Source organism: Mitsuaria sp. TWR114, from assembly GCF_007997345.1.
Genome location: NZ_VOSR01000253.1, coordinates 1 through 15,988, shown reverse-complemented (window position 1 = coordinate 15,988; position 15,988 = coordinate 1). Strand labels below are relative to the sequence as shown.

The 15,988-nt window shown below is 70.4% G+C and carries 15 protein-coding genes and 1 pseudogene; 6 read left to right on the top strand and 10 right to left on the bottom strand.

Annotated features, from left to right (window positions below):
* Positions 1-574, top strand: a 574-nt coding sequence (gene ftsY / locus FUT87_RS10940; protein WP_147241029.1) for a signal recognition particle-docking protein FtsY, incomplete at its 5' end; no start/stop codon positions are given.
* An 86-nt stretch (positions 575-660) separates the two neighbouring features.
* On the opposite strand, the gene ffh is transcribed toward ftsY, so the two are convergent.
* Positions 661-2,055 (bottom strand): signal recognition particle protein, encoded by a 1,395-nt coding sequence (gene ffh, locus FUT87_RS10935; protein ID WP_147241028.1) that lies wholly within the window; start codon positions 2,053-2,055, stop codon positions 661-663.
* A gap of 46 nt (positions 2,056-2,101) precedes the next feature.
* Between ffh and FUT87_RS10930 the strand changes: the two genes are divergently transcribed.
* On the top strand, positions 2,102-2,935 hold the full coding sequence (locus FUT87_RS10930) for an inner membrane protein YpjD (protein ID WP_091727084.1): 834 nt from the start codon (positions 2,102-2,104) through the stop codon (positions 2,933-2,935).
* 104 nt (positions 2,936-3,039) lie between these two features.
* On the opposite strand, the gene FUT87_RS10925 is transcribed toward FUT87_RS10930, so the two are convergent.
* Positions 3,040-3,507 carry an AMP-binding protein gene (locus tag FUT87_RS10925; protein WP_147241027.1) on the bottom strand — a complete coding sequence of 156 codons (468 nt, stop codon included), beginning with the start codon at positions 3,505-3,507 and terminating at the stop codon, positions 3,040-3,042.
* 47 nt (positions 3,508-3,554) lie between these two features.
* Here FUT87_RS10925 and FUT87_RS30590 point away from each other — a divergent pair, with 47 nt between their 5' ends.
* The 4 genes and pseudogenes from FUT87_RS30590 (at position 3,555) to FUT87_RS30585 (ending at position 6,718) form a co-directional block, all read left to right on the top strand.
* Positions 3,555-4,322, top strand: a complete 768-nt coding sequence (locus FUT87_RS30590; RefSeq protein WP_255511770.1) for a hypothetical protein — start codon at positions 3,555-3,557, stop codon at positions 4,320-4,322.
* Positions 4,274-5,020 (top strand): PAS domain-containing sensor histidine kinase, encoded by a 747-nt coding sequence (locus FUT87_RS10920; protein ID WP_255511771.1) that lies wholly within the window; start codon positions 4,274-4,276, stop codon positions 5,018-5,020. The genes FUT87_RS30590 and FUT87_RS10920 overlap by 49 nt, the downstream gene beginning before the upstream one ends.
* Positions 5,010-6,358: pseudogene (locus FUT87_RS10915) on the top strand (sigma 54-interacting transcriptional regulator); the annotation flags it as partial. The gene FUT87_RS10920 and the pseudogene FUT87_RS10915, both read left to right, overlap by 11 nt.
* The gene (locus FUT87_RS30585) at positions 6,350-6,718 is read left to right on the top strand and encodes a helix-turn-helix domain-containing protein (protein WP_404935390.1); all 369 of its coding nucleotides are present in this window, start codon (positions 6,350-6,352) and stop codon (positions 6,716-6,718) included. The pseudogene FUT87_RS10915 and the gene FUT87_RS30585, both read left to right, overlap by 9 nt.
* 101 nt (positions 6,719-6,819) lie before the next feature.
* Here FUT87_RS30585 and FUT87_RS10905 read toward each other — a convergent pair whose 3' ends face one another.
* From FUT87_RS10905 to FUT87_RS10875, 8 genes are all read right to left on the bottom strand, one after another.
* Positions 6,820-7,719: a YihY/virulence factor BrkB family protein gene (locus FUT87_RS10905; RefSeq protein WP_091724601.1), complete on the bottom strand. Its 900-nt coding sequence runs from the start codon at positions 7,717-7,719 to the stop codon at positions 6,820-6,822.
* 7 nt (positions 7,720-7,726) lie between these two features.
* Positions 7,727-8,548 carry an AraC family transcriptional regulator gene (locus tag FUT87_RS10900; protein WP_175538268.1) on the bottom strand — a complete coding sequence of 274 codons (822 nt, stop codon included), beginning with the start codon at positions 8,546-8,548 and terminating at the stop codon, positions 7,727-7,729.
* A gap of 31 nt (positions 8,549-8,579) precedes the next feature.
* The gene (locus FUT87_RS10895; protein ID WP_147241023.1) at positions 8,580-9,320 is read right to left on the bottom strand and encodes a lipase secretion chaperone; all 741 of its coding nucleotides are present in this window, start codon (positions 9,318-9,320) and stop codon (positions 8,580-8,582) included.
* Positions 9,321-9,343: 23 nt separating this feature from the next.
* Positions 9,344-9,604: a hypothetical protein gene (locus FUT87_RS28645; RefSeq protein ID WP_186830475.1), complete on the bottom strand. Its 261-nt coding sequence runs from the start codon at positions 9,602-9,604 to the stop codon at positions 9,344-9,346.
* A gap of 150 nt (positions 9,605-9,754) precedes the next feature.
* The gene (locus FUT87_RS28640; RefSeq protein WP_186830474.1) at positions 9,755-10,195 is read right to left on the bottom strand and encodes a hypothetical protein; all 441 of its coding nucleotides are present in this window, start codon (positions 10,193-10,195) and stop codon (positions 9,755-9,757) included.
* Positions 10,196-10,420: 225 nt separating this feature from the next.
* Entirely contained in the window at positions 10,421-10,873 is a 453-nt protein-coding gene (locus tag FUT87_RS10885; RefSeq protein ID WP_255511769.1) for a GFA family protein, read from the bottom strand.
* Between the two features lie 130 nt (positions 10,874-11,003).
* Positions 11,004-12,830, bottom strand: coding sequence for a hypothetical protein (locus FUT87_RS10880; protein WP_147241021.1), 1,827 nt, complete (start codon positions 12,828-12,830; stop codon positions 11,004-11,006).
* 43 nt (positions 12,831-12,873) lie between these two features.
* Positions 12,874-15,988: TonB-dependent receptor (locus FUT87_RS10875; RefSeq protein ID WP_147241020.1), on the bottom strand; the 3,115-nt coding region annotated here is incomplete at its 5' end.

Here is a 15,988-nt window from a genome sequence, read left to right as displayed (position 1 = left end):
CGCCGGCAAGACGACCAGCATCGGCAAGCTGACGCGCCATCTGGCCGATGCCGAGGCCAATGTGTTGCTGGCCGCCGCGGACACCTTCCGTGCCGCCGCGCGCGAGCAGCTGGCCGTCTGGGCGGATCGCAACCGGGTGCAGATCGTCAGCCAGGAGGGGGGGGATCCGTCGGCGGTCACGTATGACGCGGTGGTCGCGGGCAAGGCGCGCGGCTGTGACGTCGTCATCGCCGATACCGCCGGCCGTCTGCCGACGCAGCTCCATCTGATGGAGGAGCTGAAGAAGATCAAGCGCGTGATCGGCAAGGCGCAGGAGACCGCGCCGCACGAGGTCCTGCTGGTCGTGGACGGCAACACCGGCCAGAACGCGCTCACGCAGGTGAAGGCCTTCGACGACGCGCTGGGCCTCACCGGCTTGATCGTCACCAAGCTGGACGGCACGGCCAAGGGCGGCGTGCTCGCGGCGATCGCGCGCGAGCGCCCGATCCCGGTCTACTTCATTGGCGTCGGCGAGAAGCTCGAGGACCTGCAGACCTTCGACGCGCGCGAGTTCGCGCAGGCCCTGCTCGAATAACCTTCGCAGTCCTCGGTCGCAGATCCGTCGAAGGACGAAGTGCGACCCGCAGAATGCGAAAGAGCTCCCAAGGGAGCTCTTTGCATTTACATCGGGAAGCCGCCGCCCCCGCCGCCCATGAGGTTCTTGAGGCCGCCCATCTTCTTCATCATCTTCATCAGGCCGCCGCCCTTCATCTTCTTCATCATCGCCTGCATCTGATCGAACTGATTGAGCAGGCGGTTGACCTCCTGGATCTGAACGCCGGCGCCCGCGGCGATGCGGCGCTTGCGGCTGGCCTTGGACTTGCCGTCCATCAGCAGCGACGGCTGGCGGCGCTCCTTGGCGGTCATCGCGTTGAGGATGCCTTCCATGCGCTTCATGTCGCGCTCGGCCTTGTCCATGTCGGGCTGGCCGGCCTTGGCGGTCATCTGGGTGGGCAGCTTGTCCATGAGCCCCGACAGCCCGCCCATCTTCTTCATCTGCGAGATCTGCGCGAGGAAGTCGTTCAGGTCGAAGCCGTCGCCGGACTTGAGTTTCTCGGCCAGCTTCTGCGCGGCCTCGACGTCCACGCCCTTCTGCACTTCCTCGACCAGCGCGACGATGTCGCCCATGCCGAGCACGCGGCCCGCGTGGCGGTCGGCGTCGAAGACCTCGAGCCCGTCGATCTTCTCGGACACGCCGGCGAACTTGATCGGCGCGCCGGTGATCTGCCGCACCGACAGCGCCGCGCCGCCGCGCGAGTCGCCATCCAGCTTGGTCAGCACGATGCCGGTCAGCGGCAGCGCCTCCTTGAAGGCCTTGGCCGTGTTGATCGCGTCCTGACCCTGCATCGCGTCGACCACGAACAGCGTCTCCACCGGCTTGAGCGTCGCGTGCAGGTCGCGGATCTCGGCCATCAGCGCTTCGTCGATCGCCAGGCGGCCGGCGGTGTCGACCAGCAGCACATCGAAGAAGTGGCGCTTCGCATGGTCCAGCGCCGCCAGGGCGATGTCATGCGGCTTCTGGTCCGGCGCCGACGGGAACCATTCGGCGCCCGCCTGCTTCGTCACCGTCTTGAGCTGCTCGATCGCGGCGGGGCGGTACACGTCCGCCGAGACCGTCAGCACCTTCTTCTTGCGCTTCTCGGTCAGGTGCTTGGCGAGCTTGGCGGTGGTCGTCGTCTTGCCGGCGCCCTGCAGGCCGGCCATCAGGATGATGGCGGGCGGCTGCGCGGCCAGGTTGATGTCGGCGACACCTTCGCCCATCGTCGCGGCCAGTTCCTTGTGGACGACCGAGACCAGCACCTGCCCCGGATTCAGCGAGGCGACCACCTCCTGGCCGAGCGCCTTCTCCTTCACGCGGGCGATGAAGTCGCGCACCACGGGCAGCGCGACGTCGGCCTCCAGCAGCGCCATGCGCACCTCGCGCAGCATGTCCTGCACATTGGACTCGGTGATGCGGGCCTGGCCGCGCATCGTCTTCACGAGCCGGCTCAGTCGATCGGTCAGGGTGGAAGCCATCGTATTGGCGCCCGCGGAAGCGGGCGCTCGTCATTACACTTTGCGGATGATTTTATCGTCCGCCTCCGCCGAGCCCAGCGGCCTGCTCCTGGCCGCCCTCAGCGCCGCCGGCGCGGTGGCCTATGCCGTTGCCGCCGCCTTCGCGCATCTGCGGCCCCGCACCTGGCGCTCGGTGCTGGTGCTGGCCTGGCTGCTGCACCTGGCCGCGCTGGTCGTGGACATCGGCGGCATCGGCGCCGCGCCGGTCAACGGCAGCCACGCGGCGCGCTTCGGCTTCGCGCCCTCGCTGTCGATGACGATCTGGCTGGTGACCGGCGTCTATCTGATCGAGAGCCGCTTCCTGCCGCTGCCCTCGGCCCAGCGCCTGCTCAGCGTGCTGGGCCTGCTGGTGATGCTGGTGGCCTGGATGTTCCCGGGCGAATACCGACCGCAGGCGGGCTCGCCGCTGGCGCCGCTGCACTGGGCGATGGGCTTGGCGTCCTACGGCCTGTGCGGCGTCGCGGTGATGCATGCGGTCATGCTGAACCGCGCCGAGCGCCAGATGCGCGCCCAGAAGGGGCAGGGCGCGCCGGCGCTCGGCACGCCGCTGCTGCGCCTGGAGCGCCTGACCTTCCAGTTCGTCGGTGCCGGCGTGGTCGTGCTGTCGATCGCGCTGCTGCTGGGCGTGGCCTTCACGCCGCAATGGCGCTGGGATCACAAGACGCTGTTCGCCGTGATGGGCTGGGTCGTGCTGACCGGCCTGCTGACGGGACGCCGGGTGTTCGGCTGGCGCGGCCGGCGCGCGACGCGCTGGCTCTACTTCGGCGCCGCGCTGTTGCTGCTGTCCTATGCCGGCTCGCGCTTCGTGCTCGAGGTCGTGCTGCAGCGTCCGCCCGTCTGATGCCGACCCCGTCGACCTCCTCCCCGAAGCTTCCGCCTCGCCCATCGTGATCAAGCTGCTTTTCTGGATCGTCCTGCTGGCGGTGATCGCCTTCGTGATCGGCTTCAAGCGCGGCCGGCCGACGCCGCGCGACAACGCCCGGCCCGCGCCGCCGCCGGCGCCTCGGCCGGCAATCGGCCCAGGTGCGTCGGACTGGCGATCAGGATGGCTCGCTCGCCCGCGGGCAGCAGTTCGGCCAGGTCCTCGAGATAGACCAGGCTGCGCGCCTGCAGCGCGCGACCGGTGGCCAGCGGCCACAGCACGCGGAACAGCAGTCCGTAGACATGCTGCGCCGAGACGCTCGCGATCACCGTGGCGTCCGGGCAAACGGCGCCGAAAGCCTCTTCGAGCGCGTCGATCTCGTCGAAGAGCTGGCGCAGCCGCTTGTGGCAGGCCTCAGGCGCGCCGGTGGACCCGGAGGTGAAAACGACCAGGCCGTCAGCGTCGGGATCCAGGGGAGCGCTCGCGGCGGGCGCGAGCGCCTCGCGGGCGGCATGGGCGGCATCGGCGTCGTGGGCCTCGATCGGCCGCACGCGAGACGCCGTCGAAGGAGCGCGCCGGCCTGAGCACGCGGCAGTTCATGGTCAGCATCGGCGCCGACCTGGTGCTGTTCACGCTGCTGCAGGTGCGCGATCCCAGCGGCCCTTATGGCGCGCTGTTCTTCATGCCGGCGCTGATGGCCGGCGCGCTGCAGCCGCGGCTGCGCGCGCTGGGCTGCGCCGCCTTGCCCAGCCTGGTGCTGCTGTCGATGTCCGGCTGGGCGGTGCTGAACGAGCAGGACGGCGCGCTGCGCATCAGCCAGGCCGGGCTGCTGGGCTGCGGCCTGTTCGTGGTCACGCTGCTGGCCAACGAGATCGCGTCGCGCCTGGCGCGCGAGGAGCGCGCCGCGCGCGGCAGCCTCGAGTACGCGCGGCAGCAGGCCGACCTGAACCGCCTCGTCATCGAGGAGATGGAGGAGGGCGTGGCCGTCGTCGACCGCCGCGGCCTGGTGCGCACCGCCAATCCGGCGGCGCGGGCGCTGCTCGCGGAAGGCGCTCGCTGCGCTCGGGGGCGTTCCGGCTGGACACCACGCCAGCCTGGAAGCCGCTGCTGCGGGCGGTCGAGAAGGCCTTCGCCGGCGAGCTCTGGCCGGAGGCCGGCCGGGACCTGCTGCTGGACTTCGGCCGCGGCTCGCAGCGCTCGTTGCGGGTGCGCATGCGCTTCACGCTGCGGCCGCTGGACGGCGACGACCTGTGCGTGCTCTTCCTCGAGGACAACCGGCTGCTCGAGGCGCGCAATCGCCAGGAGAAGCTGGCCGCGATGGGGCGCGTGTCGGCCGGCATCGCGCACGAGATCCGCAACCCGCTGACCGCGATCGCGCAGGCCAACGCGCTGCTGTCGGAGGACCTCGCGCAGGACCCCAAGGGCGAGCAGCTCACCCGCATGGTGGCGTCCAACGTCGAGCGGCTCAAGCGCCTGGTCGACGACGTGATGGAGGTCGCGCCCGGCATCGCGCCGGTGGCGCTGACGCTGGCCGTCGCGCCGCTGGTGCGCGAGTACTGCGCCGACTGGGCCACCACCCAGCGGCTGCCTGGCGGCGAGGCCAGCCCGCTGCGCGTCGAGATCGAGCGCGACGGCCTGCTCGTCAGCTTCGAGCCCGAGCACCTGCGCCGTGTCCTGATCAACCTGCTGGACAACGGCCTGCGCCACGCGCGCCCCGGTCCGGGCGCGCTGCGCGTGCAACTGGGCGAGGACCGCGAGTGGGTGCGGCTGTCGGTGTTCAGCCGCGCCGAGCCCATCCCGGCCGAGGTCGAAAGACACTTGTTCGAGCCCTTCTTCTCCACGCGCAGCCGGGGCTCCGGCCTGGGCCTGTACATTTGCCGCGAGCTGTGCGAGCGCTACGGCGCCCGCATCGAATACCACCGCCGCGACGCCGGCCCGAACGCCGAGGCGAACGAGTTCCGCGTGCTGCTGCCGCGGCCGGCCTCGCCAGGCGCGGCGCTTGCCTCGGTCCCGTCCGCGGGACCGGATTCCCATTTCCCCGATACCGAACTCCATGAGCGCTGATCCCCGCCTGCTGGTCGTCGACGACGAGCCCGACCTGCGCACCCTCTACGAGATGACGCTGCTGCGCGAGGGCTTCTCGCTGGACAGCGCCGGCACCGTCGAGGACGCGCTGGAGCTGCTGGGCACGCGCCGCTACGACGCGGTCATCACCGACATGCGGCTGCCCGACGGCAGCGGCCTGGACATCCTGCGCTGGCTGGAGCAGCAGGGGCGCAGCGAGCGCGCGCTGGTCATCACCGCCTATGGCTCGGCCGAGAATGCGGTCGAGGCGCTCAAGGCCGGGGCCTATGACTATCTGACCAAGCCGGTGGACCTGCGCCAGTTCCGGATGGTGGTCGCATCGGCGCTCGGCCGGACGCCGAAGATGGAAGGGCCGGTGCCCAAGCCGTTCTCGTCCGCGCCGGCGGCGGCGTCGGGCCCGGGGTGGAGTGCGCCGTCGAACGCGTCGTCGAACCCGGCATTCAACCCGCCATCGAACGCGGCCTCGAGCGCGATGTCCGTCGCCGCCGCGCCGGATGCCTTCGCGCCGACTGCGCCCGGCGCCTTCGATGTGCTGGGCTCGGTCGAGGCCCCCCGGCCCGCGCCGGCCGAAGCGCGCAAGCCGGCCCGCGCCGTGCCGCCGTTGACCGGCTCGACGACGGCGCTGGAGCGGCTGGTCGGCGACTCGGCGCCGATGCGCCAGGTGCGCGAGCTGATCGAGAAGGTCGCGCGCAGCATGGCGCCGGTGCTGCTCAACGGCGAGTCCGGCACCGGCAAGGAGCTCGTGGCGCGCGCGATCCATGACGTCAGCGCGCGCCGTCCCCAGCCCTTCATCGCGGTGAACTGCGGCGCGATCCCGGAGCAGTTGCTGGAAGCGGAGTTCTTCGGTTATCGCAAGGGCGCCTTCACCGGCGCGAGCGAGGACCGCGAGGGCTTCTTCCAGGCGGCGCAGGGCGGCACGCTGTTCCTCGACGAGATCGGCGACCTGCCGCTGGCGATGCAGTCCAAGCTGCTGCGCGCGTTGCAGGAGCGCTCGGTGCGGCCGGTGGGCGCGGTGGCGGAAATGCCGGTCAACGTCCGGCTGCTCAGCGCGACCCACAAGGACCTGGCCGCGGAGGTCGCCGGCGGCCGCTTCCGCCAGGACTTGTATTACCGGCTCAACGTGATCCAGATCCGCGTCCCGCCGCTGCGCGAGCGCATGGAGGACCTGGCGCCGATCAGCGCGCGCATCCTGCAGCGCATCGCGCCGACGCCGGCGTGGCGCCGGTGCCCGCGCTGACGCCGGCGGCGCTGGCGACGCTGTCGCGCTACAGCTTCCCGGGCAACGTGCGCGAGCTCGAGCACACGCTGGTGCGAGCCTGCCTGAGCACGACGGCGGGCTGCATCGACGTCGACACGCTGCTCACCAGCTCACCGGGGCTGCGGGAAGCGGCGGCGCAGCGCAGTGGCGAACGCGGCTGCGCCTCCTTGCGCGAAGCCAAGCGCGCGGCGGTGGTCAACGTCGAGCGTCAGTTCGTGATGGAGGCGATGGCCGTCGGAAACGGCAACATCAGCGAGGCCGCGCGCATCTGCAACATGCAGCGGGCCACGCTGAGCAAGCTGGTGAAGAAACACGGCGACGCGCTGGCCTGCCGGGACCGCGGCGCGGCCAAGCCGGCGGATACCGGCCGGTCGCTTTACCTGACGACCACTTCGCCGACCATCCGGACCTCGAAGTGACCGGGCTGCTGGCCCTCGATAACCCGACGCAGGGCCAAGCGTGTTGGCGCGCAAAGGAAGGCCTCGGCTGCTACCGGCATGCAGCTTCCCCGATCGCCGATTCACCGCTCAGCCTCCTCCAGGTCATTCCCCGCCCCGACCAACCTCCCCCGGATCACCGCATTCACCTCAGCCCCATAGATCAGCGTCGCCGCGCTGAGGTAGAGGAACACCAGCGTGGCCACCACGCCGGCGAAGCTGCCGTACAGCAGCGCCAGCTTGCCGGCGCTGCGCAGCGAGTACGACAGCACCGCCACCAGCGCCACCCACAGCGCCGCGCCGACGACGGCGCCGGGCAGCACGGTGCGCAGGCGCTGGCGGATGTCGGGCAGCCAGCCGTACAGCAGCGCGTACAGCACGGTGAGCATCGGGAACGCGAGGCCGTAGCGCACGCTGTTGCGCAGCCAGAGCGTCTCCTTGCCCACGCCGGTGCTGCGCTCCAGCGCCTCCCACACGTAGGGCATGACGATGATGGAACTGAAGGTGAGGAGGATGCCGCCACCGACGACCACGGTGAACACCGTCACCTTCAGGCGCGCCCGCCAGAACGACAGGCCGCGCTCGATGCCGTAGGACCGGTTGAGCGCGGTGCGGACCGCCTGCATGCCGGAGGACGCGGTCCACAGCGTGACGAACAGGCCGATGGTCACCAGCGTCTGGCTGCGCTGGGCCAGCACCTGGTCGACGACCGGCTGCAAGGCGCCGCGCACCAGCGGCGGCGCGTACTCGGCCACACGCCGCGCCAGCGCCGCGGCATCGCCGGGAGCGCCGATGTACGCCGCGCCCGCGGACAGCAGCACCAGCAGCGGAAACATCGACAGCACCATCGAGAACGCCATGCTGCCCGCCTGGTTGGCGCTCTGGTGGAGCACGTAGTTGCGCACGGCCAGCAGCAGCACGCCCAGGCCAGGCGCATGAACAGCCGCATGTCGAAGTCGATGCCAGAGCGTCGGGCGTGTCACGAAGGGCTCAGTTGAAGGTCTCCGACAGGCTCACGCGCTGTCGCCAGGCGTGGTCGACGCGGCCGTCGAGCGAGCCGTCGTGCTGGGCGAAGTAGCGCGACGGGCAGTCACCGTAACAGCGCATCCACACCTTGGCCAGGTGGGCGGAATCGGTGAACCCGGACGCCTGCGCGATGCTGGTCAGCGCGCGGCCGCTGCCGAAGAACATCGCCGCGCGCTGGATCTTGGCGGCCAGCGCGTACTGCCGCGCCGTGATGCCGAGCGAGCGCACGAAGCCGCGCGAGGCCTGCGCCGCGGACAGGCCCACCGCCGCGCCCAGCGCCGTCAGGTCCAGGGACGGGTCCAGGCGCAATGCGGCCATCATCTGCCGCACGCGGACCTCCAGCGGTCGGTGCGGTGCCACGCTGTCGGCGACGCTGCCGACCAGCAACTGCACCGACGCCTGCAGGCGCCGGCCGCTCAAGGTCCGATGCGCGAAGGCCCGCGCGCAATCGCGCAGGCCGGCGAAGCCGTGGGCGTCGAGCACGCGCACCGGCGCGCGGTCGGGCCAGTGGCTGAAGGTGTTGTAGCGCGGATGGGTGGGCTCCAGGTCGATCAGCACGACGGGTTGCCCGCCCGAGTCGATGGCACGCCAGGAAAACGGGCGGATCGCCATCAGGTGACCTCGCCACTGCTGGCCGTCGGCGCTGATGCTCAGCGGCTGCGGCGTCAGCGCGCAGGCCAGCGTCGCGGAGTGCCGGCAGACGCGCGACCGCAAGGCCGCGCTGGCGTAGATGAAGCTGTCACCCAGCAGGCCGAGGCGAGGCTCGACGGTGTCGCCAGAGGTCATGGCGGCATGCTCCCGGGCGCGCGTCGCGGCGTCAAGGCGGAACCGCACCGCGCTCCTGGTCATAGCGCACCTGGGCCCGCATCGCCTTCTCCTCCATGCTGCGCGCGGTGGAGGTGTCCTCCCGCATCAGCTCGAGGATCCGGCGCGCGACGGCATCGTCCTGCGCGAACATCTGCCGCGCCGCGTCGGCGCCGAAGTGGCTGGCCCGCAGCGCCTGCATCGCCTGCAGTTGCGCGAGCCCCTCCTCGGGCACCAAGGGCGCCCTGCCCGGCGGGAACGCAGCGGCCTGCGCGTCCTGGTAGGCCTCGAACTGCGCGACCAGTTCGCGCGCCCGCGCGGCGGCGGCCGGCGTCAGCCCCGCCAGTTCCGCGTCCAGGCGCGCGGCCAGCGCGTCGCCTTCATGGAGCGCCAGCAACGCCTCGACCCGCAGCCGCATCGCCTGGTCGACGACCAGCCGGGCCTGCGCATCGACCCGGAACACGCTGGAGGACGTGCTGGCAAGGTCCGACCCCGCCGACGCCTGCGAGGATGCCGGCGACGCCGACGTCCCCTGCCCTGCGACGACGGGCGTCGTGCCGGGCGGTGTCCCCGATTCGGACGACGACGCCGCGGCAGGGGTGCGCGCCCAGGGGAACACCGCGGCGGGTTCCTCCGCGGCCGCCGGGGCGAGCGCCGCGGCGGCCAGCCAGACCAGGAGGATCGCCGAGCCGAGGCCGGCGGCAAGGGCCCAGGCGATGCGCCGGCCCCGGGGTCGATCGGACGAGTGCGACATGGCGTCCTCCTGCGGCTGCGGGCTCAGTACGGGCAGTTCTGGCTGTAGCGGTCGAACACCAGCGCCGTGGCGTAGGCCTCGTGCGGCGCGCCGCAGAGGAAGGGCGAGTAGCGGCTGTCCGCGTCGACGAAGCGCTTCATCCACGCGGTGCCGTAGCGGCCGATCGGCGTGTTGGTGCTGTTGGGCGTGAAGTGGCTCGCGCCGTTGAGCTCGGCATAGGCCTTGAAGGTCGTGGCGGGCAGGCTCGCGTAGAACGGCCGCGCATGCACGGCCACCGACGCCACCGAGTCGCATCCGCGCGACGATCAGCGTCGGCACCCGCACCTGCGTGAAGCTGCTGCTCAGGTTCCACGGCGTCAGCGGCAGCGCGGCCTTGAGCGTCGGGTTGTTCTGCGCGGCGATCAGCGCGCCGCCCCCGCCCATCGAATGTCCCGCTACCGCCAGGCGGGTGCTGTCCACGCGGCTGCGCACCGTGCTGCTCGCGCTGTTGACGACGTGGTTGAGCGCGCCATCAGCTGCGTGGCGCGGCTGGCGGGTTGGTCGAGCGTGGTGTTGGTGTTGATGGTGATGACCACCAGCCCGTGCGTGGCCAGGCGGCGGCCGAGCCAGGCGACGCTGGACTCCGTGGCGGTGAAGCCCGGGCTGATGGCCACGACGCCGTAGCGCCCGGTCGCGGTGGGGTAGTAGATCGTGCCGCCGCCGAAACCGCGCGCGAGCACCACGTTGCTGGTCGAGACCGCGAACGGTCCGGCGGTGGCATTGAGGCTGGCGGACGTGGGGTCCGGACCGACCTGGGCCGAGGCGCCGGCGGCCGCGAAGGTGCCGCACAGGACCAGGGCGCGCAAGGCGCGTCGCAACGAAGCTGACTGGGTCATGGTGTCTCCCTGAGTGGATGCGCCCGCGATGCAACATGCATCGGGCGAGGCGCAGTCTAGGAAGCACGGCGCGATGCGCCTTGTATGCAGCGGCGGGGCGCCCCCCTAGGATCATTGAGGGAAAACCCGGAATACCGTCACCCTGCCCGGGTGCCCTGCCCCTCGCGCCTCCGGCTCCGCCATCGCACGGCAAGGGCCGCGGCGCCCGGGCCGGTCGCTCCAGCGCTACTCGAGGTCGCCTTCGATGAACGGGTTGTCGGCCTCGTACTCCGCGCGGGTCTTGCGGCGATGGTCGCCTGCGAGGGGCACGGCGGCCATCGCCCGGTCGACGTAGATCTCGGACCGCAGCGGCCAGGCCCGAGCCGCATCGAACAGTCCCGGCATGAGTTCGTAGCCCTTGGGCTGGCCGGCATCGTCGACGTCGTTGAACCAGAGGTGCGAGCCGCAGCGCGGGCAGAAGGCGCGCTCGGCGAAGGAGGACGAGCGGTAGCGCGTGACCTCGCCGGTGACGGTCACGGCGGAGACGTCGGCGGTGAAGCACAGGAACAGGCCGCCGGTCCATCGCTGGCACATCCGGCAATGGCAGGCGCCGACGCGCGGGTCGTGGTGGCCTGCCACGGTGATCGTGACGGCGCCACAGAGGCAATGCCCGGTGAGCGTCGAAGCGCTGGGGCTCACGGCGGAAGACGGGGCGGACTCAGCGGTCGTTGGCTGCATGGGGGTAGCTCCGGGAGGTGGCGGCAGGAAGGGGCAACCGGCGCGCCGGGGCCGGCGCCAAGGCCGACGGGCAGCCGGCGGCGTCTGCGCCCTACCGCCTCCCTGCGCCGCCCGCGGCGTTGCCTGGGGGCGGCCCGCCATCGCTCTGCTGCTGCCGATCCTTGATGAAGGCGTCCGCAGCCTCCAGACCCGCGCTGAGTTCGACCTTCTGCAACACGCGCCGCTTGTTGAGGGTCCATTCCTTGACCGGCACGTCCGGCACGTCGGTCCGGCGCAACTCGGCGAGGAGTTCGCCGCGCGTCACGCCGGTCTCGAGTCGCCCCTGCCACTCGCGCGCCCATTGCGCCATGGCGGCCGGGACTTCCCCGTTCTGCGCGAGCGTGCCCAGGGCCTGGTACGCCTCGTCCGCCTTGCCGGTCAGCGCATAGGCCAGCGCCGCGAAGCGGGTGAGCGCGTCCACGTCTCGCGCGGTCTGCCAGACGGCAATGACGCCTTGAAACGCGGCGTCATCCGGCGGGTCCGCCGCGGCGACCTCCGCCTTGAACCCTGCGAGAGCGACTTCGGGTGATCGCGGGTTCAACGCCAGCGCGCGTTGCAAGTGCTGCCGCGCCGCCTGGAGATGAGCCGCCCGGGACGCGCCTTCGCCGCGCCCCGCAAGACTGAGATGCGCCCTGCCCGCCAGGTAAGGAGCCTCGAAGCCCGTGTCGTCCTCCCGCAGGTCGGCCTCCAGCCGGGAGAGCGCCGCCTGCGGATCACCCCAGTCGATCTGCGCCCGGCTCCAGGTGAGTCGCCCTGGCCGATCCTCCGGGAACCTGGCCGCCAGCTCGGAGGCTTCCTTCAGCAGGGACTCGCCGGCCTGCCGGCCCGGGCAGGACCGCAGGGCGGCGTCCACCAGCACGAACTCGCCCGCTCCCCGCGTGAGCGTCCGGAAGCGGACCGGCGTCGGGGGGAGCGACTGGGGGGCGCCTCGCAGCACTTCCATGCCGCGCTGGCCGTAGCGCCACATCGCCGGGCCGAGCGCCGCGCTTGTCAGGCCAAAGGCCCGTTCGAACGCCGCGGTCGGCGACGCGCCGTCACCGACGAGCCGGAGATAGCGGCTGAGGCGCTTGCGGTTGTCGTCCGAGGACAGTGCGTAGTGCGTCAGCAGCCAGGACTTCGCCTGGAACTCGAGACGCGCGCCGGCTTCGCCGCCATGGCCGTGCGCATCAGCCAGCCGATGCGCCAGCACATCCTCCCATTCGAGGTGGTACTTGCGCCCCGCCCCCAGGAACCTGAGGTAGCCGGCGACGTCCCTGGGCGCCCGCCCGACGACCGTCTGCTGCGCCGAGAACCGCACGCTGGAGAAGTACTGGGCGAAGCCATCGATGAACCACGCGGGGCTGCGGATGTCGGTATGGCGATAGAGGAAGTGCCGCGCATAGGCCTCGAAGACATGCGTCAGCGAGTCGTTCAGCGCCGCCTTCTCGAGTTGCTCGTCGTCCAGCGCGGCCATGCGTTCCAGGTGAACGCCGAAGCCCTGCACCCCCTCGGCGCAGCTGGTGTACAGGCCGACGGCATCGACCGGCACGCTGCCCGGGACCGCCCGCAAGCCCGACAGGCTGGCGTGGTAGTACAGCGTCAGTTTCGATGCCGGCGGCTCGGCCTGCGACTCGGCGGGGCCGGCCGGCAGGAGGTAGGCCCGCAGCAGCCGGTCCAGCTTCTCCAGGTTGTCCAGCAGGGGCGCGACATCCTCCTCGCGGGTGTCCGAGTACACGACGAAATGCGGGCTCTCGGCACGGAACCACGGCGAGAGCTCCGTCTTCCTGCCGGCCACTTCGACGCGGTCCAGGTTGGCCGTGCCGGCTTGCTGGGCGCTGGCGGCGCCGGCCGAGAGCAGGACGAAGGTCGCGGCGAGCGCGACCCGGAACGACATGGGCATGACTTCGCCTTGTTGGGGTCGGGGCTTGCGCCCCGCCCTCGCCTCAGAGCTCGTACCGCGCCGTCAGGTAGTAGCTGCGTCCCGGGAAGTTCCAGCTCGCGCCCATGGCACCCGGCGTCTGCTGGAAGGTGCGACGAACCGTCACGTTGTTCAGGTTGGTCACGCTGAGCGACAGCCCGAACTTCTCCGTGAAGTTGTACGACACGCCGCCATCCCACTGCCCGAAGGCCTCCTGGTACTGCGGCAGGCCCCACCAGGTGTCCTGCGCGCCGGCGCGCGCCGGATCCGCGCTCGTGCCGTTCTGGCCATTGAAGTCGACGCCGACGTTCCTCAGCACGCGGCTGGTCCAGTTGTAGGCCAGGCGGGCCGAGAAGCCGTAGCGGTCATAGCGCAGCGCGAAGTTGGCGGCGTTCTTCACCAGGCCGGGCACCGGCAGCGCACCGAAGGGCCTGCCGTTGGTGTCGCAGCCGTACACCTTGAGCGCGTCGCTCGTGATCGTGCCGTTGGGCGGGCAGAACTGCACCTGCGCATCGCGGTAGAAGCGCTGGCTGCTGCCGAGGTAGGTGTAGTCCGCCGACACGCCGAAGCCCTTGGCCCAGTCGGGCAGCCGGTCCTTCAGGAAGTCGAAATGGTCCAGGTAGGTCTCGGCCTTGAGCTCGATGCCATGCACCCAGGCCCGGGCCGCGTTGCGCGGGCCCTTGATCTGGAAGGTCTGCGGGTTGCCCGCCAGGCTGTTGTAGTCGCGCGTGTAGGTGGAGTCGTAGATCACGTCCTTCACGTCCTTGTAGAAGGCCGTGACCGACACCATCTGGCCGCTGCGCGGGTACCACTCCAGCCCCAGGTCGAAGTTGTCGGACGTCAGCGGCTTGAGCTTGGCGTTGCCGGTGTTTTCGCCCGTGTAGGTGATGCGGTTGTTGGCCGTGTCGATGTTCTGCTTGAGCGACACCGATTCCTGCAGCTGGTTGAAACCCGGCCGGTACACGCTGCGGGCCGCCGCGATGCGCCCCAGCAGCTTGTTGTCGCCCGTCAGGTTGAACTTCAGGTTCAGCGAGGGCAGCACGTCGACATGATTGGCGTCGACATTCAGGTTCTCGTTGATCGGACCGAAGCGCGGCACGTCGGGCGGCGTGCGGTCGTCGTAGGTCGCGTCGAAGGTCGTGTGCCCGTGCGACGAACGTCCGGTGTAGACCACGCGCAGGCCCAGGTTGCCGTCCACCGGGATCTTCCAGTCATCGAAGCCGAAGCGCAGGCTGCCGTAGACGGCATGGGTGCGCTCGGAGACGTTGCTGGTCATGTTCGGGTTCAGCCCGTAGTACAGCGTCGTGTCGTACTGGTAGTCGCTGGCGTTGCAGGTCGGGACGTTGATCTGGTTCTGCGGGTTCTTCGCGTTCTGCCCCTTCGCCCACGCCTGCGAGTCCAGGCACTGGTTGTATCGGACGTCACCGATCAGCTTGCTGTAGGTGTTGTAGTCCTTGAGGGCGCCATAGGTCGGGAACACCACGCTGGGCGGGCGGTTGCCGCCGAAGGCGGCGTAGTTGAACAGCTCCACCGGCGCGGCCGCCGCGTAGCGCGGATCGCTCAGGTAGGCGAAGTTGCCGCGCGACTTCCAGCTCTGGTCATCGTTGGGGCCGGGCAACTGGCCCGGCGTGCTGGTCTGACGCACCACCCAGGGTTCGGCGATCGACTTCCAGCCGACGCTGGTGGGGTCACCGGCATAGACCGCCACTTCGCGCTTGGAGGTGCGGTAGGTGGTGCGGAAGCCGACTCTCAGGTCGCGCAGGATCGAATCGTCGAACACGTACTTGCCGTCGACCTTCCACGCATACAGGTCGGCGTCCCCCTTGTAGCGGCCGGGCATGACCGACAGCCAGAAGTAGTTGCCCGGATCGGCGAGGAAATTGCGCGACCGCTCGTCGAAGCCGATCTGCACCGGCTTGCTGCCCGAGGTGGTGATGTCCATGCTCGGCACGAAGGTGGCCGTCTGCACTTCCTCGCCGCGGGTGCGGAAGGTGGACTTGACCCACTGCAGGTCGTTCTGCAAGGCGAAGCGGTCGTTGACGGCCCACTGGAAATTCCAGGCCAGCTCGGCGGTGTTGGTGTGGTGCTGGGTGAACGCCCGGCTGGTGCCCATCATGATGCCGCCGTCGGCGAACTGGTTCGCGCCCTTGCCGCCACGGTTGAAGTCCGTGACGTTGCCGTTGGCATCGCGCGGCAGTTGCAACGGATAGCTGTAGTGGCCCGACACCACCACGCCCCGATCGTCGACCACCGGGTTGTCGACCCGCACGTTGTACGGCGACATGTTGAAGTTGCCATCGGCGAAGCTCGGGTAGATGTTCGAGCCGGTGTTCTCCTCCCGCGACTTCGACACGAAGGCCGTCAGCGACGACTGCATGTTGTTCTTCTTCCACTGCAGCGCGCCGTAGAAGCCCTTGCGGTCGCTTTCACCGAGGTTCTGCCCCCAGTCCGCCGCGCCGGGAACCCACACCGTCCGGCCGGGCACCACGTCGCTGCGCGGGTAGTAGGGCTGGACCTCGAGCTTCTGCTGCTCATAGGTCGAGTGGTTCATCGCCAGGTCGACCAGCGCACCCCAGCGGCCCGACTCGGCCTCCCACCTCGTCGAATAGAGCCCCGAGAGCGTCGGCGAGGCCTTCTTCGTCCGCTGCTCGTAGTTGCTGCCGAACGAGACGACGCGCTTGGTGCCCTCGTAGTCGAACGGCAGCGCCGTGCGCAGGTCCACCTGGCCGCTGACGCCGCCTTCGATCTTTTCCGCCGACGGGTTCTTGTAGACGTCCACGCCGGCCATCAGTTCGGCGGGCACGGCACTCCAGCTCAGGTCGCGCCCGGGCCAGCCGGCCGAGAACATCTCGCGGCCATTGAGGGTGGACGAGCCCCAGGACAGGCCGCGCACGTTGATGCGGTCGTCGCTGCCTTCGGAGAAGTGCTTGGGGTCGTTGTTGGTCGAGCGCAGACGCTCGACGGTCACGCCGACGATGCGCTGCAGCACCTCGGTGATGGACTTGTCGGGCAGCTTGCCTGCTTCCTCCGCCACGACGGAGTCGACGATTTCCTCGGAGTTCTGCTTGATCTTCTGCGCCGACTGCAAGGCGGCGCGCTGGCCCTTGACGACGACGGTGCCCAGCGCGGCCGGCGTCTCG